Below are 22,006 nucleotides of genomic sequence, written 5' to 3' on the forward strand. Positions count from 1 at the left end.
GCTCCCTTTCGCCTGGCGCTCAGGCCACCTGCGCCGTGAAGGCGGGGTACCCGTCCGCGGCCGTCTCGTCGCGGTGGGCGGAAGCCACCTGGTCGGCGTCGCGCTCGGGAAGGAAGCCGGAGTCCTGGCAACAGTCATGGCATACGGCGACAGCGCGTCGGCCGAGGTGGACGACCTCGATCAGGTGGGGGTGGCAGGTCTGCTCACCTTCGTGGTGGTGGTCGCGTCGATGGACGGCGTCGACGGTGCAGGCGGCCACGGGGTCTTTGGACTGCTGGTGTGTCGAGTCGAACATCGGGCCCGCCTTTGCGGAAGTCGTCGGTCATCCCATTGAACGCCTCATGGCTGCTTTCCCTGATCGGGCAATGAGCCGAACTCCGCCGACGAACGGGTGATGGGCGATCGGGTGATCACCTCCCCCGCTCCAACTGGCTGTCACGCGCTCCGTGCGCCGCGAAGAGGCCCCGACACGGCGGCATACCCGGTCGACAAAGTCGCCGACCGGTGTCTCCTCAGCTGGTCCTGCGGCGAGGCTAGGACTCCTGGCGGGCCGCCAGCTTCGCTGCGCGCTCCTCGCGGCGGGCGACGAACCGGGCGGCCTCCTGGTCGAGGCTGGCGAGGGCGGTCGCGAGCTCGTCCCGGGCTTTCTCGCCGTCGGCGTCGAGGCCCTCGAGCTCCCAGACTCCCCACTGCCGCAGCAGGGGCTCCACGATGTCGTCGTGGTGGATGCGCAGGTCGTAGATCCCGGCCATGGCCATCTGCACGGCCTTGCGGCCGAACCCGGGGATGATCGCACCGGGCATCTGGAACGTGAGGACCTCATCGGTGATCGCCCGCATCGTCTGGCTCGGCGTCAGCTCCAGGGCGGCTTGGACGATGTTCCGGTAGAAGATCATGTGGAGGTTCTCGTCCTTGGCGACCCGCGTGAGCAGCTTCTCGGCGATCGGCTCCTCGGCGTAGCGGCCCGTGTTCCGGTGTGACACACGGGTGGCCAGCTCTTGGAAGGAGACGTAGGCGCAGACATTGAGCAGTGGCTTTTCACCCGGGTCGTAGCCGGTCTCCATCGTGTCCATCCGCGCCCGCTCGAGCTCGTTGGGGTCGACGCCGCGGGTGACGAGGAGGTAGTCCCGGATGCAGAACGCGTGCCGCCCTTCCTCGGCGGTCCAGCGATTGACCCAGGTCCCCCATGCGCTCTCGCGCCCGAAGGCCTGGTCGATGACCCGGTGGTAGCTGGGCAGGTTGTCCTCGGTGAGGAGGTTGACCTCCAAAGCCGTCCGAGCGATCGGCGAGAGCTGCGACTGGTCTGGCGACCACGCCTCGCCCCCCAGCTCGGCAAAGTCGCGGCCGAGCGACCAGGGGACATATTCGTGCGGCATCCACTCTTGCGCGACCGCGAGGTGACGGTTGAGGTTCTCCTCGACCGTCGGCTCGAGGGCTGCGAGCAACTGGGCGCTGTCGAGTGCGGCCATGGGTCCTCCTCGGTGACGAACGCGCAGGTCGCGCCTGCCCCCCTGCCTACACCCTCGGCGGCCACCGATCCATAGCCGCGCCCAGAAGGCGTGGGCCGACTTCCGCCACGACGGATCAGTGGGCTGCGAGGAGAATCAGCGCCAACGGCATCGAAACCAGACCCGGAAGGCTTGAACTGACATGAAAGCCATCGTCTACACCGCTGCCGGCGCGCCCGACGTCCTCCACCTGGTCGACCGGCCGATGCCCGAGCCCGGACCTGGCGAGGTGCGGGTGAAGGTGCACGTCTCCGGGGTCAACCCCACCGACTGGAAGCGCCGCGCAGGCTCACTGCCGGCGGGGATCACTGAGCAGGTGCCCAACCAGGATGGTGCCGGAGTCGTTGATGCGGTCGGGCCAGGAGTGCCCGAGTCGAGGATCGGCCAGCGTGTCTGGATCTGGGAGGCCGCGTGGCAGCGCCCGGGCGGCACCGCGCAGGAGTATGCCGTCCTACCTGAGCGGCAGTGCGTGCCGTTGCCGGACAGTGCCTCGTTCGAGCTCGGCGCCGCGCTGGGGATCCCAGCCGTGACCGCGCACCGTACCCTGACCGTCGCGGAAGGAGGCCCGGAGCGACTGGCCCCGGGCGCCCTGTCCGGCAAGACGGTGCTCGTCGCGGGCGGCGCCGGAGCGGTGGGCAACGCCGCCATTCAGCTCGCCCACTGGGCCGGCGCGCGCGTGATCACGACCGTGAGCGGACCCGCCAAGGCAGAGCTGGCCACGGCGGCTGGCGCAGACCACGTCGTCAACTACCGCACTGGCAACACCGTCCAACAGGTCCACGCGATCGCCCCTGAAGGCGTCGACCTCTTCGTCGAGGTGGCCCCCTACGCCAACGCGATCCTGGATCACGCGGTCGCCGCAGTGAACGCGACCATCGCCTTCTACGCCGACGACGGCGCAGACCAGGTCCGCATTCCCATCCGGGAGGCCATGACCAAGAACCTGCGCTGGCAGGGCGTCCTCGTCTACACGGTTTCCGAGCAGGCCAAGGACAACGCCATCGCCGGCGTCAGCGCAGCCGTCGAGGACGGCGCCCTGCAGGTCGGTGAAAGTGCCGGGGTGCCACTTCACTGGTTTGCCCTGGAGGACACTGCGGACGCCCACGCCGCCGTCGAGAACGGGGTCGTCGGCAAGGTCCTGATCGAGGTCGCGTCCAACACCCGGGGCAGCCGGAACGGCGCCTGAAGAGTCCACCGTCGGGCTGAGTTCCATCCGACGCCAAGCGCGTACTGTTCCCGGCATGGCGAGCTCCGGACGTGCTTGCGGCGTCGCGCTGGTCACCACACTCCCCGGTGCACGACCTCATCGAACGGGCGTCGGTTGAGCCGGTTGATGACGGCCAACGGCTTCTCCGACGGATAACCGACGGAGAGCAGGTAGGCCAGGAATCGTCCCTCCGGGAAGCCCAGCACCCTCCTGGCCTGGTCCTGGTCAGCGGCCGCGGCATGGCCCGTGCCGACACCCAGGTCGGCCGCGGCGACGGTCATCGCATACGTGGCCTGGCCAAGGTCGTACTGGAGCAGCTCCGACTGCCGATCGTCCTTGGGCTCTGGCGCGACGATCGCGATCGCGGCCGCCGCCCCGGCGACATGCCGCGCGCCCTGCCAGACCTTCGCCAGCTCGACCAGCTGCGCCCTGTCCGTGACGAGCACGAAGTCCCAGGGCTGCCAGTTGCCTGCCGACGGGGCACGCCGCCCAGCCTCGAGAATACGGTCCAGCGCCTCGTCGGGCACGGGCTGCTCAGTGAACTGTCTGACGTTGCGTCGCGCCCGCAGGGCATCCCACGTTTCCACGGTCTCATCCTGCGCCTCCAACCCCATCGGTGGCGACCATCTACCGCGCCCGTTGGTTGGTGAGCAGCCCGCCGCACCCTGCAGAAATCTTCCTCAGACCAAGCTGTCTCAGCCCCATCGACAATCCACCCCGCCAAGACGCCAAGGGCAGAGCCTCGCAGCCACACCTTCCCCGCCTCTGGCGTGTCGCCGGGCCGCGACTCTAGGCTTGCACCATGCGCCGAGCACTCGGCCGGGACCACGAGGTCCAAGAGAGTCCGGCCGTAGCGACGGCTCCGGAGATCTCGGACCCGTTCGTGCGCCAATACCGCTACCTGTTGCGCACCGCCCCCGCCGACGCACTCGAGGACGCGCACCGAGAAGCGTTGCCGGAGCTCACGGCGCCACACCGCTCGGCGGTGCTCGACGCCGTCCGGAGCAGCATGGCGTCGGGCGCACACCTGGCTGTCGACGACACCCACCGCCTGGCGCACCTCGTCGTCTTCGCCGAGAAGAACTTCCCGGGGCTGTTCCTGGCCGCATGTCCCCCCGAGGTGTTGCGCGACCTGGCTGACCACGTCCTGGTGGCGGAGGCCTCCTTCGGGCTGCTGGGTGGGTACGCGACCTGGGACGGTGCCGAACCGCCACCAGTGAACGACTCTGCTTGGGCCGACGGCGGCTTCCGCAAGCAGAAGGGCAGCCTCGGCAACGGACGAGACCAGGTTCGCGTCGCCCGCGCTCAGCAGTGGCTGCCGTCTTGAGGCACGCGCGTCCCACTGGCGGCGCAGCGGACTGCACGGTGAAGTGGAACTCGACCACGTCGCTGTCGCGCAGGACGTAGTGCTTGCCCTCATGGGCCCACTGGCGGACCGCCACCCACGCCCAGGCACCAACCAGGCCCGGGCCACGGGTCAGGCGGCCCCATGCACAGTCAGAAGTCGACGCCGTTGATCGGGAGCATGAGCGGTCCGAGCTGCGCGCTGCGCCTGGCCGCGGTCAAGAGCGCCGGGATGTCGCCGTTGAACCTGTTGACGCCCATCGCCATGCAGACCAGCAGCATCTCGACCGACCTCACCGGCTGGGTCCACTTCAGCAGGACGTCGGTGGGCAGCGCGTCACGCATCGCCTCGATCTGCGAGTACGTCGCGCGGTCGCCGTGAAATGACCCTCCTTGGACGAGCGTCGGACCTGCCCCGCCCACCAGGGACGTGCAGGCCCTCAACTGGTCTTTGGACGCGTCGGTCGTGTTGATCAGCACCCGGACCTTGCGGCGCTGAGGTGCGACGGCCTCGACGACGGCCTGTACCTGCTCACGGATCAGGTTCAGGCAGCCGTCGCCGTCGAGCCCGGGTGCGACAACCAACGCCACCTCTGAAGCGCCGGCGCAGACCAGCTCAAGTGCTTCTACGGCCAGGTCGGCGGGGTCCTGCTGCCGCGTCGAGTCATGGAAGGCGAGAGCCGTCACCGCCGCGACGCCGGTCCCGGTCAGCCGCCGGGCGGCCGTGGCCACGTGCTCTGGGCGACACAGGACCGCCCCGAGCCCGACTTCGCCGGCGTAGTCACAACCGCGCTTGAGTTGCCCCCGGTCAACTTCGAGCCCGTACAGACGGTGCTCGAGGGATGCGGCGAGGAACTCGCGGGTCAGCACGTCGCGTTCCAGCAGCACCCTTGACGCAAGCCATCCGCTGTCTAGTGTCAGCACGCGTCACCCTCCGTCCGGTCTGGCCCGGGAGTGGTCAACATGCCATTGACACTGCCCCGGACGCGTGCCGTCAGCTCTTCGACCCCATCTGGGGCTGGGGCATCTCGTTCTCCCTGAAGTCGCCCCCACTGCGGATGAGGCGTCGCGGATGTTGCTGGACATGGTGACCCCCTCGGACCCGGGATTGTCCCGGCACGCTCACCGTCCTCGCCGGTGACTGCCCCGACCAGAGCCAATGGTCCTGAAGGCGCTGCGAACGGCGCGAGAAGATCCAGTCGGGGACTTGGCCGCGGAAGACGCCCTGGGTGGAACAGGCGCCAGTGGCGCAGAACCAACGAACCCTGGTTGCCCGCCTGGTGCTCAGCCGGTGGGTCGTCGCCGACTTCCCAGGCAGAGCCGTCGGGGGCGCATGATGGTCGGATGCTCACCTCGAAGGACGTCATGAACAAGACGCTCACACCGACGCAGTTCCAGACCGGGTATGACGAGCGCGAGGTCGACGACTTGCTGGACAAGGTCGCTGGGGCCTTGCGCTACTACGAGCAGGGCGGTCGCCCGGGGCCACAGGCGCCGGCCTCGCCGACCCTGGGTCACCGCTTCACGTCGACGAAGTTCCGTCGCGGGTACGACGAGCGGGAAGTCGACGACTTCCTCGCTGAGGTGATCGAGACCTTGCACTACTACGAGCAGGGCGGTCGGCCCGATCCGCAGGCCTTGGCATCCCTGGTGGGCTCAGAGCCGGAAGGGCTTGGTCAGCGGGCCCTTCGCTGGCTGCGTGGAGACCCAAGCTCCTGAATGTCGAGGAGCCGCAACAGAGGAGGGAGGACGGTGGAGTGCCTCAGTTCCACCCTCTGACACCCTGTCCATCCTGCGGAACCTCGCAGGATGGACAGGGTGTCTTGATATGCAACTGCTCAGCTCGTGGTCCCGGGGTGGCACTTGGCCGGCATGCACTCGGCTCCACGGCGCCGCCCGATGAACGTGACCGCGGGAGGTCCTACTTGACCTCGGCGCGACGGACGACCAGCAGCCCGACCGCCATCGGGAGGAGAAGCCACAGCCCACCGGTGGCGGCAAGGTGTTGCCACTGTTGGCTGGAGAGGCCGCCGTCAAAGAGGGGGGTCTGCGCGTAGTTGTAGTCCACCCACGGCTGCAGGTCGGCAAACCATTTCTGGTTCGCCGCCAGCAGCCCGAGCAGCGGGGGCAGGACGAGTGTGTACACGAAGTACGTGACGATGGCGCCCGCGGAGTTGCGGATGAGCAGGCCCAGCATGAAGCCGAAGACCATGCCGAGGACGCTGCCCAGGACGATCGTCGCGAAGTGGCCCACCGAGACGTTCCAGACCGGGTCCACGCCGGCGATGGCACTCCCGACGACCGTGCCGAGCACACCGACGACGAGGGCGACGACCATCGACGCGACACCCACCGTGATGGCTGCGAGGAACTTGGCCCCGAGCACCCGACCACGGTGCGGCACGAGGGTGAAGGTGGTCAGCCCGCTGCGCTGGCTCCACTCGCTCGTCACCGCGAGGATCCCGATCATCGGCAGGATGACGGTCATCGGGGCTCCAATGGCGGCCGCGAAGTTGTCATAGGTGAGCTGGTCGTCCGGTGCGAACACGATGATCGCGGCCGTGGCGAGCACGCTCGTGATGACGATGCTGGCCATCAGCCAGAAGCCCGAGCGGGTGTCGAACATCTTGCGCAGCTCGACCCCGATGATGCGGGTCAGTGGGATCCGCGCCGTCGCTGGGCGCGCGCGGGAGGCGGACGTGGCCGACTCGGAGGTCGGGGTCCGCAGGACGGTGGTGGTCATGCTGCTGCTCCTTCGCGCTGGGTGTCTGCGGTGAGCTCGAGGAACATCTCCTCGAGCCCGGCCCCGTCGGCAGTACGGAGCTCGGTGAGGACCACGTGTGCGGCGAGTGCGATCTCGCCGACCTGGTCGGGTGCGGCGTCGGTGTGCACGCTGCCGTCAGGGTGAGCCGTGATGGCCAGGCCTGCGCTCTCCAGTGCCACCGCCAGGGCGGCAGCGTTGCGGGCGCGGACCACGGTGCCGGCCGACGCGAGCAGGTCGGACTTGGTGCCCTGGGCCACGATGCGTCCGTTGCCGATGACCACGAGGTCGTCGGCGATGACCTCGATCTCGTGAAGGAGGTGGGAGGAGAGCAGGACGGTGCCGCCTTGGTCGGCGAATCCGCGCAGGAGGTCGCGCATCCAACGTATGCCGGCGGGGTCCAGTCCGTTTGCCGGCTCGTCGAGGATGAGCACGCGCGGGTCTCCCAGGAGGGCGGTGCCGATGCCGAGGCGCTGACGCATCCCAAGGGAGTAGTCGCGGACGCGTCGGTCGGCCTCGTTGGCGGTCAGGCTGACGCGGTCGAGCATCTCCTGGACTCGGGTCCGGGGCAGGCCCATCGTCCGCTGGGCGAGGGTGAGGATCTCCCGTCCCGTGCGCCCGGCGTGCTGTGCGGAGGCGTCCAACAGGACACCCACCTCCGTGCCTGGGTTGGGCAGGTCGATGAACCGGCGCCCGTCGACCGTTGCGGTCCCCGAGGTGGCCGGCGTGAGGCCCACCAGGATGCGCATCGTCGTCGACTTGCCTGCACCGTTGGGGCCGAGGAATCCGGTGACCCGACCGGTGGCAGCGGTGAACGAGACACCGTCGACGGCGGTCATTCCGCGTCCGTAGCTCTTCGTGAGTGATTCGACTGTGATCATGCCGAGAATCGTGGCTCTAATAGCCCAGCGCCCACATCGGGGAGGCGCCGGAGCCTCACCCTGAGGTGACCCTGACGCGACTCAGGGTCAGCGTCGTGGAACTCGGCCTCAGGTGCACGAAGCAGGTCGGCGAAAGCCAGGTCGTTCGGATGTTCCACGGCTGCTCTCACCTCGGCAACGGACCGACTCGAGGGTTGAAAGGAGAGCCTCATGCCGATCGAGGTCGCAGGTCGTTTGAGCACACCTGACAGGATCGAGGTATGGCGCGGGCTGGAGGGAGCATGAAGGCCGTCGTCCACGAGCGGTACGGCGGCCCCGACGTGCTGCGTGTCGAGGACCTCTCCATTCCGTCCCCCGCTACCGGGCAGGTCTTGCTGAAGGTCACCGCAACGTCGATCAACCTCAGTGACTGGGAGGGCCTCCGAGGCTCGCCTTTCTACGCGCGCCTGGGTGGGCTGCGCTCGCCGCGACGGCCGACGCTCGGATCGGACATCGCCGGAGTGGTCGAGGCAGTCGGCAACGGCGTCACTCGGTTCCAGCCCGGTGACGCGGTCTACGGCGACAACCTGCGGCTGATGGGCGGCTTCGCCGAGTACGCGGTCGCACCCGAATCGGTCCTGGCCCTCAAACCAGCCGAGCTGACATTTGCTGAGGCGTCGACGATCCCGCAAGCCGGCGCGATCGCTCTCCAGGGCACGGCTCGCGTCTCGCCTGGGCTCCGATTGCTCATCAACGGGGCCGGCGGTGGCTCCGGTTCCTTCGCCGTCCAGGTGGCCAAACGTCTGGGTGCACATGTCACCGGTGTCGACAACGCGGACAAGCTGGAGTTCATGCGAACCCTCGGCGCCGATGAGGTGATCGACTACCGCGGCGACGACTTCACCCGGGGCCACGACCCGTATGACCTCATCTTGGACCTCGTGGCTCATCGCTCGGTGTTCGCCTATCGACGCGCGCTCGCTCCTGGCGGCCGGTACCTGTGCGTCGGCGGGTCCGTCCGGGCGCTGCTTCGGGTGCTCACGATCGGTGCGACCGCGGGACTGGTCACAGGCCGTCGACTCGGCGTGCTGGCCTGAAGCCGGGTCCCGCGCACTTCCAGTCGCTGACCGATCTGTGCGTCGCCGGCCACGTGGAAACCCACATCGATCGCACCTACTCGCTCGATGAGGTCCCGGAAGCGCTGGCCTACGTCGGTGAGGGCCGCGCCCTCGGCAAGGTCGTCGTCATCCCAACGTGAACGCGGTTGCCGGCAGTCTGAAACCGCGCCCCAGCCGTCGTGTTCTGGTCCACAACGATGTCGGCCATGCGGCTACACGGACGGCCCGCAGCGCGGATGCGGACGGCTGATGCTGGTCGCCATGCTGCTGGGATCAACGACCCGAGCGACAACTTCTGGAAGCCGAGGAACCGACCATGCAACGACCACTTGTCACACGAGCTCTTCTGGGGTTGACCCTCGGGTTGGGCGGCATGTTCGGCGCAGCCGCCGCGGCATCGGCCGCAGGGACGGTCAGCCAGGTCTCGGTTTCCGACGGGGCTCTCCTGGCGAAGGGTGCTGCGATTACCGTCCCGATCACGTACTGCACCGGGGACGTGCAGTCGACGACCTTGACCGTTTTGCCGGACTCGGGGAGCAGGGCAGCATTCAGGTCGGGCGTGGCGCTGGCGTTCGTGAGCTTGACGGCGTGTGACGACGCGTCATTCACGGGTTGCTCGTCCATGACCCGAGAAGCCGTCGAGTTCCGGCTCGGAAACAAGTAGTCCGGGCAGCGCCATGTCTGATCCCACGCATCCCTCCCGGCTCGAAGCCCCGCTCGCCGCCCCGGCCGTCGTGCCGCCGGTCGCCGCGCCCCCAACGGGGTCGTGCGCGCTCTTCGGCCACGAGATCGACAACCGAACGGTGGTCGACGGCAACCCGCGGTGCCGGCGGTGCGGCCAGCCGTTCCTCTTCGAGGACGGCAGGGTCAGCCACACCCGCCACGTGCTGGGCTGCTTCCTCCGCCATCACACATACATCCGCATCGACCGACGCGCCGGACACAACGAGTACACCTGTGTTCGCTGCGGGCATCCGCTGCTCCTCGCAGTGGACGCCGACCGCCACGAGCCCCTGGCGGCGTTTCCCAAGAGGGTCCGCTATCTGTGCGGCGTGTTCGGCCACTCTGTCCACCAGGTCACCGCCCGGAGCGGCTTCATCGAGTACGGCTGCGTCTGCGGGCACAGCTTCCTGCTCGCGGAGGAGGGCCTCACCCGGGTCACGCACCCGTTCATCTGCCGGGTTTCGGGGCACCGCGTGGCCTTCGTGGAGCAACGAGGCCGGTGCCACGAACACCGTTGTCTCGACTGCGGACACACGTTCGGATGGATGGACGCCGATGCCGGGTTGGTGAGACCCACCGGGTGACCTGGCATTTCCAGCTACTCCAAATCCGTACCCCTAGGCTGCTGCCATGTCGATGGTCCACACCGACGCGGTGTTCTTCGAGGACGACAAGGCGTTCGAGACCTGGCTCGTCGACAACGCGTCGACCGCCACGCACGTCTGGATTCGGATGGCCAAGAAGGGCACCGGCGTCACGTCGATCAATTGGACGACGGCCGTGGACGTGGCGCTCTGCTTCGGCTGGATCGACGGCATCTCCCGGCGGCTCGACGACGAGTGGTACGTGCAGCGGTTCACCCCGCGGCGCGCGAAGAGCGTCTGGTCGAAGATCAACCGGGAGCGCATCGAGCGGCTCACCGCCGAGGGGCGGATGCGCCCCGCCGGCCTGGCCGTGGTGGAAATGGCGAAGGCGGACGGCCGCTGGGACGCCGCCTACGACAGCCCGGCCACCGCGGTGGTGCCCGACGACCTTGCCGCCGCCTTGGCTGCGCGCGACCTCACCGACGTCTATGCGGCGCTGGACGGCCGCAACCGCTTCGCCTTCCTGAATCGCATCCAGACCGCGGTGCGCCCGGAGACCCGCACTCGTCGCATCGAGCAGCTCACCGACGCCCTCGCCCAGGGCAAGACCCCGTTCCCGGCACCGACGAAGAAGTCCGGTACCTAGGGCTCGGACACCACACTGCCGGAACGTAGCCGGATGCACCCCATCAGGCGCCTGAACCTCGTAGCCCGATCTGGGCGAGTCGTGGGGGCGCCGCCGATCAGGGTCTGGGGTCGCGGTCGGTGACCTCGCGCCGCGCAATGCGGCTGTCCGTTCGCACGATCGAGACCACCAGCGCAGCTCCGCCGAGAGCGGCCAGCAGGAAGAACACCATGGCGATGGCGGGATAGCCCAGGATCCGGTTCTGCGTCGGCACCTGCATCATCAACGCCGCCCCGACGACCAGCGCGGCCATCACGATCCCCATGGTGAGCCGGTTGGCGAGCCGCTGGAGCACGTGCAGGAACCTCGCCTCGTCGAGGGCATCGACCCGGAGCGAGAACTTCCCGCCGGCGAGGTTGTCCATGATCGCGTTGGCACGACGGGGGAAGTTCGCCGTGAACTCCTTGGCATCGATCGCTGCAGCCATCAGCCCGGATGCCGACACGTGCAGCCCGCTGCCCATGATGTCGGTGACGTTCTCGCGGATCGCCTCGGCGGGCGCGAAGTTGGGATCGAGGTGCTTGGTCACCTGGTCGAGGTTGAGCAGTGCCTTGCCCACCATGGTCATCTCGGGCGGTGGCCGCAGTCCGTGGACGCCCGAGAGGCGGCTCAGCTCCACCAGGACGGCGCCCGCCTGCACCTGTTCGCCGAGGGCCACGGCCCGGGACACGAGGGCGGCCACTTCGTCGCGGAACTGCCCCGCGGCATACCCCTCCAGCTGTTGGCCCATTGCGGCGAGGACCATCGCCGCCTCTTCGCCGTCGGAGTCGCCGATCGCAAGCAACAGCTTGACGATCTGGTCCTGGACGCGGGGCGGGACGGTCGCCACCATGCCGAGGTCGATGAGGCCGAGCCGGCCGTCGGGGGTGAGCAGGACGTTGCCGGGGTGTGGGTCGGCGTGCAGGAAGCCGTCCACGAGGATCATCCGCAGGTATGCCGCGAAGAGCTCCTTCACGAGCGGCTCGCCGTCGAGGTCGGTCAGGCCCAGCGGGCCGATGTCGGTGACCTTCCGACCGGGCACGAAGTCCATCGTGAGCACCCGACCGCTGGTGTAGTCCGAAACAGGTTGCGGGACAACGAGAAGGGGGTAGCTCTCAGTGAGCTCGCCGAGGCGCACCAGGTTGGCGGCCTCCCGCTGGTAGTCCAGCTCGCCGGCCAGCGAGCGGCGGAACTGCGTGAGCAGCTGGCCGAAGCCGTAGCGACGACCCACGTCGGTGTGGTCGTCCGCGAACGCTGCGATCTTGGTCAACGCCTCCATGTCGTCGCGCACGACTTCCCGCACCCCTGGGCGCTGCACCTTGACGACGACTTCCTTGCCGCTGGGCAGGACCGCACGATGCACCTGCCCGAGGGACGCGGCGGCGATGGGGACCTGCTCGAAGGAGGCGAACGCATGCCTGATCGCGACGCCCAGCTCGTCCTCCACGATCTGCTGGACCTGCGCGTAGGGAAACGGCTCGACCTTGTCCTGCAACCGGGTCAGGGCCTCCGTGTACGCCGGCGGCAGCAGGTCGACGCGGGTCGAGAGGAGCTGGCCGAGCTTGACGTAGGTCGGACCCATCGACTCGAGGTCTTCGGCCAGGGACTCCGCCTCGGAGAGGTCGCCAGCGGGCCGCTCGTCCTCGACGAGGAACTCGTCGAACCCCGCACCGCTGACCAGGTCCGACCGTCCGTGCCGGACAAGCAACCTGGCCAGAGCGGCATAGCGCACGGCGTTGGGCAGGTCGGGCAGCGGGTTCATGGCGTCATCTTGGCAGCCGGGTGGCGCTTGCCCGCTGAGCCCCCCAACCTGATGGACCTGAAACGATCGTCGCGCGCGGCCCGGCCAACCGATTTCTGCTCGTTCGGTGGCATCAGTACTGGCCGGAGTACGCCTTGCGGCGGAGGTAGGCCCAGGCGAGCAGGGCGCAGACGAGGCCGTTGAGGGCACCGATCAGGATGTCGCTGAGGTGGTGCATGCCTCGATAGAGCCGGGCCCACGCGACGAGCACCGGGATCACCAGGAACAGCGTGGTGACCAGTCGTCGTAGCGCCTTGCGTTGGATCGACTGAGCGAGCAGCGCGAACGACACGTAGAGGGCAGTGGCCGCGCCGACGTGCCCGCTGGGGTAGCTCGAGGTCGGCGGTGCGGGATCCAGGTGGGGGACATGGGGTCGCGGCCTGCCGACGACGGCGGTCGCGACGACGAACACCGTGGCCTGGAGGGAGATGGCGATGGCCGGCACCAGGGCGCGCCACCACTCGCGGGTGCGCCACCAGATCAGGGCGACGGCGACCACGCAGACGCCGATCACGATCTCGGTGTTGCCGATGTGGGACCAGACCATCGTGATGGAGTCCCAGGTCTTGGTGCGGGTCTCCTGGACGTCCTTGCTGATGGTGTCTTCGGAGTTCAGCCCCTTGAGCGGGCCCTTGATGACCAAGCCGCCGCCGACGATCGCGACCCACAGGAGGATCGCCGGCGCGACCGCGCGCACCGCGAGGTCGCGGAGGGCGGAGCCGACCGAGGGCGTCGACGGGTCGTCCGAGTAGCGCGTCAGGAAGGCCATCACAGGGCCCCAGGCGCGTCGAGGAGGTTCATGGCTCGAGCAGTGCACATGTCCGCGACCCTACGCCCAACGGGCAGCCTGCAGGCCCCTGACCTGCACTTTTGTCGCACCCTGGGTCTGCATTGTGGCCAAAGGACCAGCGGACCGCGCCCAGCCAACCCCTCGGCGCAGGTCAGGCGAGGAGCTGCTCGGTGGCGCTGGTGATGACCCAGTCCTGGTAGCGCTGCTGGCCCCACCGCCGCTTGCGCCGCAACGTGTTGAATACGCCGGGTGAGCTCAGCGTGAACATGACGTCCGCGGCCGTCGCAGCAGTCAGCCCGGGCCGAAGCTCGCCGCGTGAGTGAAACCGTTGTGCCAGCTGGAGATTCAGCTCGTAGGCAGACTCCGTGCCGCGCGTCACCGTGCGTTGCAGGTCTGGGTCGGCGGCCGGGATGGCATCGCTGACGAGGATCAGGTCGCCGGCCCGGTTCATCAGGTCGGTCGCCAGCCGCAGGTGCGTGGCGAGCGCCTCGTGGGGGTCGTCCATCGCACGAGCGGCGATCGCCTCGGGCCGGTCAGCCGCTCGCACTCGCGACTCGTCGCCCATCGTCAGCATCGCGATGGTGTGCCGGAGCAGGCCGAGCTTGTTGCCGAAGCTGTCGTAGAGCGTGCGCTCCCCCACGCCCGCCCGCTCCGCCACGTCCTTGAGCGTCGTGCCCTGCCACCCCCGCGCGACGAAGAGCTCCACCGCCGCCGCACGGATGCGCGCCCGCGTCTCCTCGGCCGCCGCCGTCCGTGCCGCCGAGCGGTATTGCCTCTTGACACCCTCTTCCACGAGCGTCACTCTATCGGTAATTGACCGCAGTGCAACTGCGGTGAAATGAAGGAGATCCGATGACTGAGTCAGCGCACCTGAGGGAAGCGGTCCAGCGAGCGTTCAGCCCGGCCACAGGACCCCGCACGATCGGCGTCGAGCTCGAGATGCACGTGCGCGGCATACCGGATCTCGCTGGTGAGCTGGCCCGCCGCGGCCACCCGACCCTCGAGCCCGGCGGGCAGCTGGAGCTGAGCCTTCCCCCGCAGCCGTCCATCCCCGCACTGCTCCGCGAGGTCGACTGGTGCCTCGCAGCGGTCCACGCGTCCACGGAGATCGCCCTCACCGGAGTCGACCCGTGGCGCGCGCTCGACGACGTCCCCCTCACCCTCCGGACGCCGCGCTACCTCGCCATGCAGGAGCTGTTCGACCGCGACGGCGACGCGGGCCGCCGGATGATGCGGCTCAGCGCGAGCCTGCAGGTGTGCGTCGACCTGCTGCCCGGCCGCGCCGGCTACGAGCAGTGGCTGGTCGCCAACCTCGCCGGCCCATCGCTGGTCGCGGCCTACGGCGGCGACCGCGAGCGCACCCGCATCTGGCAGGGGATCGACCCGGCCAGGACCGGCTACGACGGGCGCCACCTCGACGTGCGCGACCCGATCGGGGCGTATGCCGCGTTCGCCGGCGCCGCTGAGCGCCTCCCCGTCCCGGAGGCGAGCGATGACGGCTACCACCTCACCACGCTCTTCCCGCCGGTCCGTCCGCGCGGTGGCTACCTCGAGCTCCGCTACCTCGACTCCCAGCGACCGACCGCCGAGCTGCTCGGCACCGTCTGGGCGCTGATGTACGACGCGAGCCTGCGTCGCCGCGCGCTGGACCTGTTGCTCCCCACCCTCCCGACCTACTGGGACCAGTGGCAGACGGCCGACCCGACCGCCCTCCTGGAGGCCGTCAACGACACGGAGGTGGCGGCATGAAGACACTCTTCGTCATCGACCCGCTCGACGGGCTCGACGCGTCGCTCGACACCAGCATCGGGCTCATGCACGCCGCGCAGGAGCTCGGTGTCGAGGTGTGGGCCGCCGAGGCCCGGCACCTCGAGGTCGTCGACGGACGCGCGATGGCCCGGGCGCGTGCGCTGAAGCTGGCGCCCTCGACGCCGGCCGACGGCTGTCGGTGGACCGTGCCGGATCCCTGGTACGACGCCGGCCCCGAGGAGCAGCTGCGGCTCGACGACGTGGCGGCAGTGTTCATGCGCCTCGAGCCACCTGTCGACCTGGACTTCCTCGCGGCGACCTACGTGCTCGACCTCGTCGGCGCTGCCGACACCAACAGCAGCCCAAGCACCGCGATGGTCAACGCCCCCAGCGGTTTGCGCGCCTGCAGCGAGCACCTGCTCGGCCTGTCGTTCCCCGACCTCGCGCCACCGACCGTCGTCACGGCGAGCGCCGACACGATCAGGCACTTCCTGACCGAGCACCAGCGCATCGTCGTCAAGCCGGTTGACGGCTTCAGCGGACGAGGCGTCTTCCTCGTGTCGAGCACCGACCCCAACCTCGCCTCGATCGTCGAATCCTCCACTCGCAGTGGGACCAGAGCGGTCGTCGTGCAGCCCTACCTGGCGCAGGTCGAGGCCGGCAACAAGCGGATCTACCTGCTCGACGGTGTCGCCGTCGGCGCCAGCCTGCGGCACCCGGTGCCGGGGGACTTCCGCATCGTCAGCCCCGACGGGCCGGCCGAGCTCACCGACCGCGACCTCGAGATCGTCGAGCGACTCGCACCAACGCTGAAGCACCACGGCCTGCGCTGCGTCGGCCTCGACGTCATCGGCGACCACCTCATCGAGGTCAACGTGACCTCACCCGGCGCGCTCCGCAAGGCCGACGCCCTCCTCGGCACGACCTACTGCGCCGACCTCGTCTCGCACGTTCTCACCCACCCCACGTGGAAGGAATCGTCATGACCACAGCCATCATCTGCTCCGCCGTCCTGGCCGCCTCGATCTTCGTCCTCGGCTTCAACGTCTCACTCAACCGTGGCTACGCCGCCAAGCGCGGAAGCAGCCAGATGCCAACGGATCCAGCCGACCCGCTGCTGATCGCCCAGCGCGCCCACGGCAACGCGGCCGAGTACGTGCCGACCCTCATCGCGCTGTTCCTGCTCGTCGGCTGGCAGTCCCCGCAGCCGTGGGCCCAGGGCCTCATCGTCCTGGCGACCGCCTCGCGCCTCCTGCACGCCGTCTCGATGCTGCGCAGCCAGACCTTGGCCGCCGAGTCCGCGCCACGGATGACCGGCGCGATGGGCACCTACGCGTTCGGGCTCGCCCTCGCCGTGACCGCCGGCGTCGCGGCGATCTGACCCCTGCCGCTCGACGGCCCTCGACGGATCCTCGACGGTCCTCGACCGACCGTGACCTGATCCTCGGCCCGAACGCCTCATGCATCTGCAGCATGGACGAGCGCGCCGCGCGGTGACAGCGTGGGGGCATGACGCGCATCGTCGAAGCCGACTACCTCGTCGTTGGGGCCGGCGCCATGGGCATGGCTTTCACGGATGCGCTGGTCGACCACGCCGACGTCCGCGTCGCCCTGGTCGACCGGCGCCACGGCGTCAGCGGCCACTGGCTCGCTGCGTACCCCTTCGTCAGACTGCACCAGTCCTCCGCCTTCTACGGGGTCGCCTCGACCCTGCTCGGCGGCGGCCAGCTGCAGCAGCGCGGCCCGGAGAAGGGACTGCAGGAGCGAGCCAGCCAACCGGAGATCTGCGCCTACTACGCCAGGGTCCTCGACCGCCTCGTCGACACCGGCCGCGTCGAGTTCTTCCCCAACAGCGAGTATGCCGGTGACCGCACCTTCACCTCGCGCATCTCGGGCGAGCGGTTCGAGATCAGTCCCGAGTGCCGGGTGGTCGACGCCCGCTACCTGGCCCCGAGCATCCCGGCCGAGAAGGCAGCCCCGTTCGGGGTCGCCGACGACGTGCGGCTCGTCCCCGTCAACGAGCTGGCGCAGCTCGACGAGGCACCGCGCCAGTACGTCGTCGTGGGGGCCGGCAAGACCGCCACCGACGCCTGCATCTGGCTGCTCTCGCGGGGCGTGGACCCTGACTCGATCTGCTGGGTGCGCGCGCGCGAACCGTGGATGTACAACCGGGCGCTGATCCAGCCCGACCCGGCGATCTTCCTGAGCGCGAGTGCCGACATCGTGGAGGCCGCGGTGGGCGCCGAGACCCTCGACGAGGTGATGCTGCGGCTCGAGGAGCGCGGCGTCGTGTTGCGGATCGACCGCACCGTCACGCCGACGATGGCCAAGACGCCGACGCTCGCCACCTGGGAGCTCGACCAGCTGCGCACCCTCGAGAACGTCGTGCGGCTCGGGCACATCCAGACCGTCGACCGCGGGAAGCTCACCTTCGCCGACGGGTCGGTGGCCATCGACAAGGACGCCCTCGTCGTGCACTGCGCTGCCGACGGCCTCAAGTACCCGGGACGCGTGCCCGTCTGGCGCCCCGAGGTGATCACGCTCCAGGCGATCCGGGCCGGCTTCCCCTCCTTCGGTGCGGCCGTGACCGGTTACATCGAGGCGACCCGCGACGACGACGACGAGAAGAACCGGCTCTGCGCACCGTCGGTCTACGGGAACTCGTTGCAGGAGTGGGCCCGGATGATCGTCTTCGGCAGTCGCAACGCCGCCGCCTACACCGCCGAACCCGACATCAAGGAGTGGGCCACGGGGGTCGCCCTCAACCCGGCGCGCACGCCTCCCGGCTATGCCGCGTCGCAGGCCCTCGGCGACGCCACCGAACGACTCGGGAAGTGCGGTCCACCCGGGCTCGCCCGGCTCGCAGAGCTGATGGAGTAGGCGTCAGTCCGGGCGCTAGTCAGTCAGTCAGTCCCCGGGCCGGATCATGACCTTGATCGAGGTCGGGTCGGTGCGTCCGGCAGTGAGGGCGGCTTCGACGTCGTCGAGCCCGTGGTGCCCGGTGACCATGGAGTCGAGGTCCACCCGACCCGAGGCGGCCAGCTGGATGGCGATCGGCCAGGTGTTGGCGTAGCGGAAGGCGCCGGTGATGGTGAGCTCGCGGTCCTGCACGTAGGACAGCGGAAGCTCGACCTTGTCGCCACCCATCCCGACCAGCGCCACGCGTCCGGCGCGCGCCACGACCGACACCGCGTCCCACGTGGCTCGCGCGTTGCCCGAACACTCGAGCAGCACGTCGGGCTCGATGCCGGCCTCGGCCAGCGAGGTCACGCTGACGTCGATCGCGCGGAGGCCGAGCTTCTCGGCGAGGGCGAGGCGGTGTGGATTCACGTCCGTCACGGCGACGGCATCCGCGCCATACGCCCGGGCCGTCTGGGCGGCGATCAGGCCGATCGGACCCGCACCGGTGACCAGGACAGTGCTGCCCGGGGCGACCCGCGCCCGCAGGCACGCCCAGATGCCGACGGACAGTGGTTCCAGCAGGCCCGCCGCGTCGTCGCTGATGGTGTCGGGCACGGCATACACGAAGGACGCGGGCACCGCGACGAACTGCGCGAACGCCCCGTCGTAGGGGGGCGTCGCGAAGAACTTCACGTCGGGGCACAGGTTGTAGCGCCCGGCCAGGCACTGCGCGCAGTTGCGACAGGGCACACCCGGCTCGATCGACACCCGCTGGCCGACGCCCAACGAGGTGACGCCCGTCCCGACCGCGGCCACGACCCCGCCCGCCTCGTGCCCGAGGACCAACGGGGAGTCCACGACGTAGGGACCGATCCGGCCGTGTTCGTAGTAGTGCACGTCGGAGCCACAGACCCCGACCGACCCGACTTCGACCAGCACCTCGTCGTCGCCCGGCACCGGGACCTCGCGCTCCTCCACGCCCACGCGCCCGACCCCGCTCAGCACGCTCACCCGCATCGTCGCCACGCTGAATCCTCCAGACTGCTACACCTGAGCGGCACACGCTTCCTTGGACTCAGACGTTAGCCTCGGCGTCAACCATGGACACCACGCCTGCTCACCCGCGAGATGCCGGCCTGCTCGGCGATCGGGCCCTGGTCCTCGCCGGCGGCGGGGCGGCCGGCAACGCCTGGGAGCTCGGCCTCGTCGCCGGCCTCGCCGAGGCGGGCGTCAACCTGGTGGACGCCGACCTCATCGTCGGCACCTCGGCCGGCTCGACCGTGGCCGCCCAGATCACGAGTGGCACCAGCCCGACAGACCTGTATGCCGCCGTCGTCGCGCAGGCGCCTCGGCCGCGCGTCAGCGACGCCCGGCCAGGCGAGGGCCGACCTGGCGACGGTCGGACTGACCGACGACCCGGTCCGGGGGCCGCGGGTCAGCGCTACGTGGACTGGTCGAACGCGATCATCGCCGCTGCCTCGGACCCGACCGACCTGCGGCGCCGGATGGGCGCCGCGGCACTGGAGGAGGACGACGGCTCCCAGGCGCGCTGGCGCGACGTCGTCGCGGCTCGGCTCCCCAGTCACGGGTGGCCCGAGCAGAGGGTGCTCATCACCGCAGTCGATGCGCGCACCGGCGCGCCGGTCGTGTTCGACCGCGACAGCGGGATCGACCTCGTCGACGCGGTGGCCGCCAGCACCGGCAACGGCTACCCGATCGGGGACGAGCGCTACCTCAACGGCGGCTACCGACGCAGCGAGAACGCAGACCTGGCAACGGGATTCGCCCGGGTGCTGGTGCTCTCGCCCTTCGGCGGCCGGACCCGGATGCCGCTCGAGTGGCGGATGGACCTCGCCAGCCAGGTCGACGACCTCCGCGCCGGAGGCAGCCGGGTCGAGACCGTCTTCCCCGACGCCGGCGCCGGTGACGTGTTCGACGCCAACGCACTGGATCCGGCCACCCGACTACAGGCCGCGCGCGGCGGACACGAGCAGGGCCAGGCGCTGGCGGAGCACCTCGCGGCCTTCTGGCACTGACCGTCGCCTGGCACGGCCCCCTCCACCACCCGACGGGCATGGCACACAATGGACCGTGCCCAGAGAGCTCGCCGACGTCGAATGGCCCGTGTCCACAGCCCGACTGACGCTTCGGAGGGCAACGGTCGACGACGCGGATGCCGTGCTCTCCTATCGCAGCTCGTCGCTGGTGACCGAGTGGCTCGGCGAGCCGCCGGAGGACTTCCACGAGCGGTTCGTCGCACCCGAGCGACTCGAACTGTTGCTCGTCATCGAGCGTGAGGGAGCGGTCATCGGCGACCTCATGGTCAAGATCGGAGACGTGTGGTCACCCCCGCAGCTGGCGTCGCAGGCGAAGGGAGTCCAGGCCGAGCTCGGATGGGCCCTGCGACCGGAGGAGACAGGGAGGGGCTACGCGACCGAAGCGGTAGAGGCCGCCCTCCGGATCTGCTTCGAGGACCTGGGCCTCCATCGCGTGACCGCGGACTGCTTCGTGGGCAACGCCCCCTCCTACCGGCTGATGGAGCGAGTCGGGATGCGACGGGAACAGCACGCCGTCAAGGACGCCCTGCATCCGTCCGGTGAGTGGATGGACGGCTATCTCTATGCCCTGTTGGCCGAGGAGTGGCGCGTCCGCCACCCTTGACCGCGGACCGGGGCAGGGTCATCGTCTGAGTGGTCGGAGCAGGGAACCGCACTCCGCAGGACGGGAGGCCCGAGGACCTCGGCAGCACTGGGCGCCTCTCCTTTCCTGACCTTCCTTCAGGTGGGCAACGGGAGTTCAATCGTCGGCATGGAGACGCTCATAGCGGTGCTCGGAACCCTTGCGGGTACGGCCTTCGGTGCCATTGCCACCTTCGTCACACAACGCGCCAGCTTCGCCAGGGAGTCAACGGAACGTCTGCGCGAGACCCGACGGGTCCAATACGTGGAGTTCATGGCCAAGAGCCACGACGTGTTCCTGGCGATCCGCACGCTTGCAGCAGCCGGGCGACAGCGAGGGTTCGCAACGGAGGGCGAGCGTCTCGACATGCGTGGCGTGCCTGCCGCGGAAGGCCAGAAGGCGCTTGAAGAGCTGCGCCTCGTCTGCGATGACGAGGTCGCGGCGCGCGCCGCGGACCTGTGGCTCCACCTCCGAAAGGAGCACATCCCCCGCGGAGCCAAGCACAACCACGTGGACTTCAATGAATGGAGCACCCGCTATTGGGCGCTGCGGCGGGAGTTGATCAACACGTGCCGAGCTGAGGCCGGGATGCAGTCGCTCGACTGGGAGAAGGCCTCCGTGGCGGGTCGGGAGCCCGGCAAGGCTGACCAGTCGTCGACGCTGACCGACGAGGACGACCGCTAGACCGGCGGAACGACCCCGCCGGTGCGCATCTGCTCCGCGACGGCGTGCGCGTCTGACGAATCCTCCGCCAGCAGCCCGGTGACGACGCCGGCGCGGTCGGCGTCTGACCGGTTCTGGCTGAGCTTGGCCTTGGCCTGCACGCGCTCCACCGCGAACTCGACCCCGACGATCGCACGCAGCTGCCCGCGGATGTACTTCTCCGGGGCGTCCGTGCGGTGCCACGGCGCCTCGCGATGCCCTTCGTGCTGCTCGACCAGCTCGTCGAGCGCGCCCTGCAGCCAGTCGACGTCGTCGCGCACGGTCGCGCGTCCGGCCAGCTGCACGACCGAGTAGTTCCACGTCGGCACGACCCTGCCGTGCTCCGCCTTGGCCGCGTACCAGGTCGGCGAGATGTAGGCCTGCGGCCCGGTGACCACGAGCAGCGCGGGCTGGTCGTCGGCGATCGCCTTCCAGTGCTCGTTGGCCCTGGCGAAGTGGGCGATGACGGTGTCGTCGCGCCAGACCACCGGCAGCAGCGTCGCCAGCGGGTAGCCGTCGGGACCGGTCGTGATGAGCTGCGCCGAGCCGAGCTGCGCGACCATCGCGCGGACCGCCTGCTCGTCGTCGAGGGCGTTGAAGTGCGGCACGTACATG

The 22,006-nt window shown here is 69.4% G+C and carries 26 protein-coding genes; 15 read left to right on the forward strand and 11 right to left on the reverse strand.

Going from position 1 to position 22,006, the window contains the following annotated elements; all coding sequences use genetic code 11:
• Positions 1–19: 19 nt before the first annotated feature.
• Positions 20–295 carry a hypothetical protein gene (locus ACXJKD_RS09380; RefSeq protein ID WP_457254244.1) on the reverse strand — a complete coding sequence of 92 codons (276 nt, stop codon included), beginning with the start codon at positions 293–295 and terminating at the stop codon, positions 20–22.
• A 238-nt stretch (positions 296–533) separates the two neighbouring features.
• Positions 534–1,469 carry an acyl-ACP desaturase gene (locus ACXJKD_RS09385; RefSeq protein WP_457254245.1) on the reverse strand — a complete coding sequence of 312 codons (936 nt, stop codon included), beginning with the start codon at positions 1,467–1,469 and terminating at the stop codon, positions 534–536.
• A 181-nt stretch (positions 1,470–1,650) separates the two neighbouring features.
• On the opposite strand from ACXJKD_RS09385, the gene ACXJKD_RS09390 reads away from it, so the two are divergent.
• Complete coding sequence (locus ACXJKD_RS09390; protein WP_457254246.1) at positions 1,651–2,694, forward strand: NADPH:quinone reductase; 1,044 nt, start codon at positions 1,651–1,653, stop codon at positions 2,692–2,694.
• A gap of 92 nt (positions 2,695–2,786) precedes the next feature.
• Here ACXJKD_RS09390 and ACXJKD_RS09395 read toward each other — a convergent pair whose 3' ends face one another.
• Positions 2,787–3,302 carry a nitroreductase family protein gene (locus ACXJKD_RS09395; protein WP_457254247.1) on the reverse strand — a complete coding sequence of 172 codons (516 nt, stop codon included), beginning with the start codon at positions 3,300–3,302 and terminating at the stop codon, positions 2,787–2,789.
• A gap of 215 nt (positions 3,303–3,517) precedes the next feature.
• Here ACXJKD_RS09395 and ACXJKD_RS09400 point away from each other — a divergent pair, with 215 nt between their 5' ends.
• Positions 3,518–4,042 carry a hypothetical protein gene (locus ACXJKD_RS09400; RefSeq protein ID WP_457254248.1) on the forward strand — a complete coding sequence of 175 codons (525 nt, stop codon included), beginning with the start codon at positions 3,518–3,520 and terminating at the stop codon, positions 4,040–4,042.
• A 170-nt stretch (positions 4,043–4,212) separates the two neighbouring features.
• On the opposite strand, the gene ACXJKD_RS09405 is transcribed toward ACXJKD_RS09400, so the two are convergent.
• On the reverse strand, positions 4,213–4,947 hold the full coding sequence (locus ACXJKD_RS09405; RefSeq protein ID WP_457254249.1) for a hypothetical protein: 735 nt from the start codon (positions 4,945–4,947) through the stop codon (positions 4,213–4,215).
• Between the two features lie 456 nt (positions 4,948–5,403).
• On the opposite strand from ACXJKD_RS09405, the gene ACXJKD_RS09410 reads away from it, so the two are divergent.
• Positions 5,404–5,778: a DivIVA domain-containing protein gene (locus ACXJKD_RS09410; protein WP_457254251.1), complete on the forward strand. Its 375-nt coding sequence runs from the start codon at positions 5,404–5,406 to the stop codon at positions 5,776–5,778.
• A gap of 202 nt (positions 5,779–5,980) precedes the next feature.
• Here ACXJKD_RS09410 and ACXJKD_RS09415 read toward each other — a convergent pair whose 3' ends face one another.
• A complete protein-coding gene (locus ACXJKD_RS09415; protein ID WP_457254252.1) occupies positions 5,981–6,802 on the reverse strand; it encodes an ABC transporter permease in 822 nt (273 codons plus the stop codon).
• Positions 6,799–7,701 (reverse strand): ABC transporter ATP-binding protein, encoded by a 903-nt coding sequence (locus ACXJKD_RS09420; protein ID WP_457254253.1) that lies wholly within the window; start codon positions 7,699–7,701, stop codon positions 6,799–6,801. The genes ACXJKD_RS09415 and ACXJKD_RS09420 overlap by 4 nt, the downstream gene beginning before the upstream one ends.
• A 260-nt stretch (positions 7,702–7,961) precedes the next feature.
• Here ACXJKD_RS09420 and ACXJKD_RS09425 point away from each other — a divergent pair, with 260 nt between their 5' ends.
• From ACXJKD_RS09425 to ACXJKD_RS09445, 5 genes are all read left to right on the forward strand, one after another.
• Positions 7,962–8,777, forward strand: coding sequence for an NAD(P)-dependent alcohol dehydrogenase (locus tag ACXJKD_RS09425; protein ID WP_457254255.1), 816 nt, complete (start codon positions 7,962–7,964; stop codon positions 8,775–8,777).
• A gap of 53 nt (positions 8,778–8,830) precedes the next feature.
• Positions 8,831–8,938 (forward strand): zinc-binding dehydrogenase, encoded by a 108-nt coding sequence (locus tag ACXJKD_RS09430; protein ID WP_457254256.1) that lies wholly within the window; start codon positions 8,831–8,833, stop codon positions 8,936–8,938.
• A 233-nt stretch (positions 8,939–9,171) separates the two neighbouring features.
• Positions 9,172–9,462 (forward strand): hypothetical protein, encoded by a 291-nt coding sequence (locus ACXJKD_RS09435; RefSeq protein ID WP_457254257.1) that lies wholly within the window; start codon positions 9,172–9,174, stop codon positions 9,460–9,462.
• A 13-nt stretch (positions 9,463–9,475) separates the two neighbouring features.
• Positions 9,476–10,105 (forward strand): hypothetical protein, encoded by a 630-nt coding sequence (locus ACXJKD_RS09440; protein ID WP_457254258.1) that lies wholly within the window; start codon positions 9,476–9,478, stop codon positions 10,103–10,105.
• Between the two features lie 52 nt (positions 10,106–10,157).
• Positions 10,158–10,751, forward strand: coding sequence for a YdeI/OmpD-associated family protein (locus tag ACXJKD_RS09445; RefSeq protein ID WP_457254259.1), 594 nt, complete (start codon positions 10,158–10,160; stop codon positions 10,749–10,751).
• 97 nt (positions 10,752–10,848) lie between these two features.
• On the opposite strand, the gene ACXJKD_RS09450 is transcribed toward ACXJKD_RS09445, so the two are convergent.
• The 3 genes from ACXJKD_RS09450 to ACXJKD_RS09460 form a co-directional block, all read right to left on the reverse strand.
• Positions 10,849–12,531, reverse strand: coding sequence for an ABC1 kinase family protein (locus tag ACXJKD_RS09450; protein WP_457254260.1), 1,683 nt, complete (start codon positions 12,529–12,531; stop codon positions 10,849–10,851).
• Positions 12,532–12,643: 112 nt separating this feature from the next.
• Positions 12,644–13,339: a phosphatase PAP2 family protein gene (locus tag ACXJKD_RS09455; RefSeq protein WP_457254261.1), complete on the reverse strand. Its 696-nt coding sequence runs from the start codon at positions 13,337–13,339 to the stop codon at positions 12,644–12,646.
• A gap of 172 nt (positions 13,340–13,511) precedes the next feature.
• Positions 13,512–14,153, reverse strand: a complete 642-nt coding sequence (locus ACXJKD_RS09460; RefSeq protein ID WP_457254262.1) for a TetR/AcrR family transcriptional regulator — start codon at positions 14,151–14,153, stop codon at positions 13,512–13,514.
• A 59-nt stretch (positions 14,154–14,212) separates the two neighbouring features.
• On the opposite strand from ACXJKD_RS09460, the gene ACXJKD_RS09465 reads away from it, so the two are divergent.
• The 4 genes from ACXJKD_RS09465 (at position 14,213) to ACXJKD_RS09480 (ending at position 17,989) form a co-directional block, all read left to right on the forward strand.
• The gene (locus tag ACXJKD_RS09465; protein WP_457254263.1) at positions 14,213–15,109 is read left to right on the forward strand and encodes a glutamate-cysteine ligase family protein; all 897 of its coding nucleotides are present in this window, start codon (positions 14,213–14,215) and stop codon (positions 15,107–15,109) included.
• Complete coding sequence (gene gshB / locus ACXJKD_RS09470) at positions 15,106–16,095, forward strand: glutathione synthase (protein WP_457254264.1); 990 nt, start codon at positions 15,106–15,108, stop codon at positions 16,093–16,095. The genes ACXJKD_RS09465 and gshB overlap by 4 nt, the downstream gene beginning before the upstream one ends.
• Positions 16,092–16,490, forward strand: coding sequence for an MAPEG family protein (locus ACXJKD_RS09475; protein WP_457254265.1), 399 nt, complete (start codon positions 16,092–16,094; stop codon positions 16,488–16,490). Before gshB ends, ACXJKD_RS09475 begins: the two co-directional genes overlap by 4 nt.
• A gap of 128 nt (positions 16,491–16,618) precedes the next feature.
• Positions 16,619–17,989: an NAD(P)-binding protein gene (locus tag ACXJKD_RS09480; RefSeq protein ID WP_457254266.1), complete on the forward strand. Its 1,371-nt coding sequence runs from the start codon at positions 16,619–16,621 to the stop codon at positions 17,987–17,989.
• A 27-nt stretch (positions 17,990–18,016) separates the two neighbouring features.
• Here ACXJKD_RS09480 and ACXJKD_RS09485 read toward each other — a convergent pair whose 3' ends face one another.
• Positions 18,017–19,027 (reverse strand): NAD(P)-dependent alcohol dehydrogenase, encoded by a 1,011-nt coding sequence (locus tag ACXJKD_RS09485; protein WP_457254505.1) that lies wholly within the window; start codon positions 19,025–19,027, stop codon positions 18,017–18,019.
• An 83-nt stretch (positions 19,028–19,110) separates the two neighbouring features.
• Between ACXJKD_RS09485 and ACXJKD_RS09490 the strand changes: the two genes are divergently transcribed.
• The 3 genes from ACXJKD_RS09490 to ACXJKD_RS09500 all read left to right on the forward strand — a co-directional run bounded on the left by ACXJKD_RS09490 (position 19,111) and on the right by ACXJKD_RS09500 (position 21,373).
• On the forward strand, positions 19,111–20,046 hold the full coding sequence (locus tag ACXJKD_RS09490) for a patatin-like phospholipase family protein (RefSeq protein WP_457254267.1): 936 nt from the start codon (positions 19,111–19,113) through the stop codon (positions 20,044–20,046).
• An 88-nt stretch (positions 20,047–20,134) separates the two neighbouring features.
• A complete protein-coding gene (locus ACXJKD_RS09495; protein ID WP_457254269.1) occupies positions 20,135–20,671 on the forward strand; it encodes a GNAT family N-acetyltransferase in 537 nt (178 codons plus the stop codon).
• Between the two features lie 147 nt (positions 20,672–20,818).
• Entirely contained in the window at positions 20,819–21,373 is a 555-nt protein-coding gene (locus ACXJKD_RS09500; protein WP_457254270.1) for a hypothetical protein, read from the forward strand.
• Here ACXJKD_RS09500 and ACXJKD_RS09505 read toward each other — a convergent pair.
• On the reverse strand, positions 21,370–22,005 hold the full coding sequence (locus ACXJKD_RS09505; RefSeq protein WP_457254271.1) for an FMN-binding negative transcriptional regulator: 636 nt from the start codon (positions 22,003–22,005) through the stop codon (positions 21,370–21,372). The genes ACXJKD_RS09500 and ACXJKD_RS09505 overlap by 4 nt on opposite strands.
• Between the last annotated feature and the right edge of the window lies 1 nt (position 22,006).

This window comes from Pedococcus sp. P5_B7, from assembly GCF_054049895.1.

What these genes read in the sequence shown, in the direction of transcription:
- ACXJKD_RS09490 (WP_457254267.1), top strand. Translation starts at nt 19,111, where the DNA reads ATGGACACCACGCCTGCTCACCCGCGAGATGCCGGCCTGCTCGGCGAT.
- ACXJKD_RS09505 (WP_457254271.1), bottom strand. Translation starts at nt 22,005, where the DNA reads ATGTACGTGCCGCACTTCAACGCCCTCGACGACGAGCAGGCGGTCCGC.
- ACXJKD_RS09450 (WP_457254260.1), bottom strand. Translation starts at nt 12,531, where the DNA reads ATGAACCCGCTGCCCGACCTGCCCAACGCCGTGCGCTATGCCGCTCTG.
- ACXJKD_RS09440 (WP_457254258.1), top strand. Translation starts at nt 9,476, where the DNA reads ATGTCTGATCCCACGCATCCCTCCCGGCTCGAAGCCCCGCTCGCCGCC.
- ACXJKD_RS09435 (WP_457254257.1), top strand. Translation starts at nt 9,172, where the DNA reads ATGTTCGGCGCAGCCGCCGCGGCATCGGCCGCAGGGACGGTCAGCCAG.
- ACXJKD_RS09380 (WP_457254244.1), bottom strand. Translation starts at nt 295, where the DNA reads ATGTTCGACTCGACACACCAGCAGTCCAAAGACCCCGTGGCCGCCTGC.
- ACXJKD_RS09400 (WP_457254248.1), top strand. Translation starts at nt 3,518, where the DNA reads ATGCGCCGAGCACTCGGCCGGGACCACGAGGTCCAAGAGAGTCCGGCC.
- ACXJKD_RS09475 (WP_457254265.1), top strand. Translation starts at nt 16,092, where the DNA reads ATGACCACAGCCATCATCTGCTCCGCCGTCCTGGCCGCCTCGATCTTC.
- ACXJKD_RS09420 (WP_457254253.1), bottom strand. Translation starts at nt 7,701, where the DNA reads ATGATCACAGTCGAATCACTCACGAAGAGCTACGGACGCGGAATGACC.
- ACXJKD_RS09390 (WP_457254246.1), top strand. Translation starts at nt 1,651, where the DNA reads ATGAAAGCCATCGTCTACACCGCTGCCGGCGCGCCCGACGTCCTCCAC.
- ACXJKD_RS09480 (WP_457254266.1), top strand. Translation starts at nt 16,619, where the DNA reads ATGACGCGCATCGTCGAAGCCGACTACCTCGTCGTTGGGGCCGGCGCC.
- ACXJKD_RS09385 (WP_457254245.1), bottom strand. Translation starts at nt 1,469, where the DNA reads ATGGCCGCACTCGACAGCGCCCAGTTGCTCGCAGCCCTCGAGCCGACG.
- ACXJKD_RS09410 (WP_457254251.1), top strand. Translation starts at nt 5,404, where the DNA reads ATGCTCACCTCGAAGGACGTCATGAACAAGACGCTCACACCGACGCAG.
- ACXJKD_RS09445 (WP_457254259.1), top strand. Translation starts at nt 10,158, where the DNA reads ATGGTCCACACCGACGCGGTGTTCTTCGAGGACGACAAGGCGTTCGAG.
- gshB (WP_457254264.1), top strand. Translation starts at nt 15,106, where the DNA reads ATGAAGACACTCTTCGTCATCGACCCGCTCGACGGGCTCGACGCGTCG.
- ACXJKD_RS09415 (WP_457254252.1), bottom strand. Translation starts at nt 6,802, where the DNA reads ATGACCACCACCGTCCTGCGGACCCCGACCTCCGAGTCGGCCACGTCC.
- ACXJKD_RS09465 (WP_457254263.1), top strand. Translation starts at nt 14,213, where the DNA reads ATGACTGAGTCAGCGCACCTGAGGGAAGCGGTCCAGCGAGCGTTCAGC.
- ACXJKD_RS09500 (WP_457254270.1), top strand. Translation starts at nt 20,819, where the DNA reads ATGGAGACGCTCATAGCGGTGCTCGGAACCCTTGCGGGTACGGCCTTC.
- ACXJKD_RS09455 (WP_457254261.1), bottom strand. Translation starts at nt 13,339, where the DNA reads ATGGCCTTCCTGACGCGCTACTCGGACGACCCGTCGACGCCCTCGGTC.
- ACXJKD_RS09425 (WP_457254255.1), top strand. Translation starts at nt 7,962, where the DNA reads ATGGCGCGGGCTGGAGGGAGCATGAAGGCCGTCGTCCACGAGCGGTAC.
- ACXJKD_RS09485 (WP_457254505.1), bottom strand. Translation starts at nt 19,027, where the DNA reads ATGCGGGTGAGCGTGCTGAGCGGGGTCGGGCGCGTGGGCGTGGAGGAG.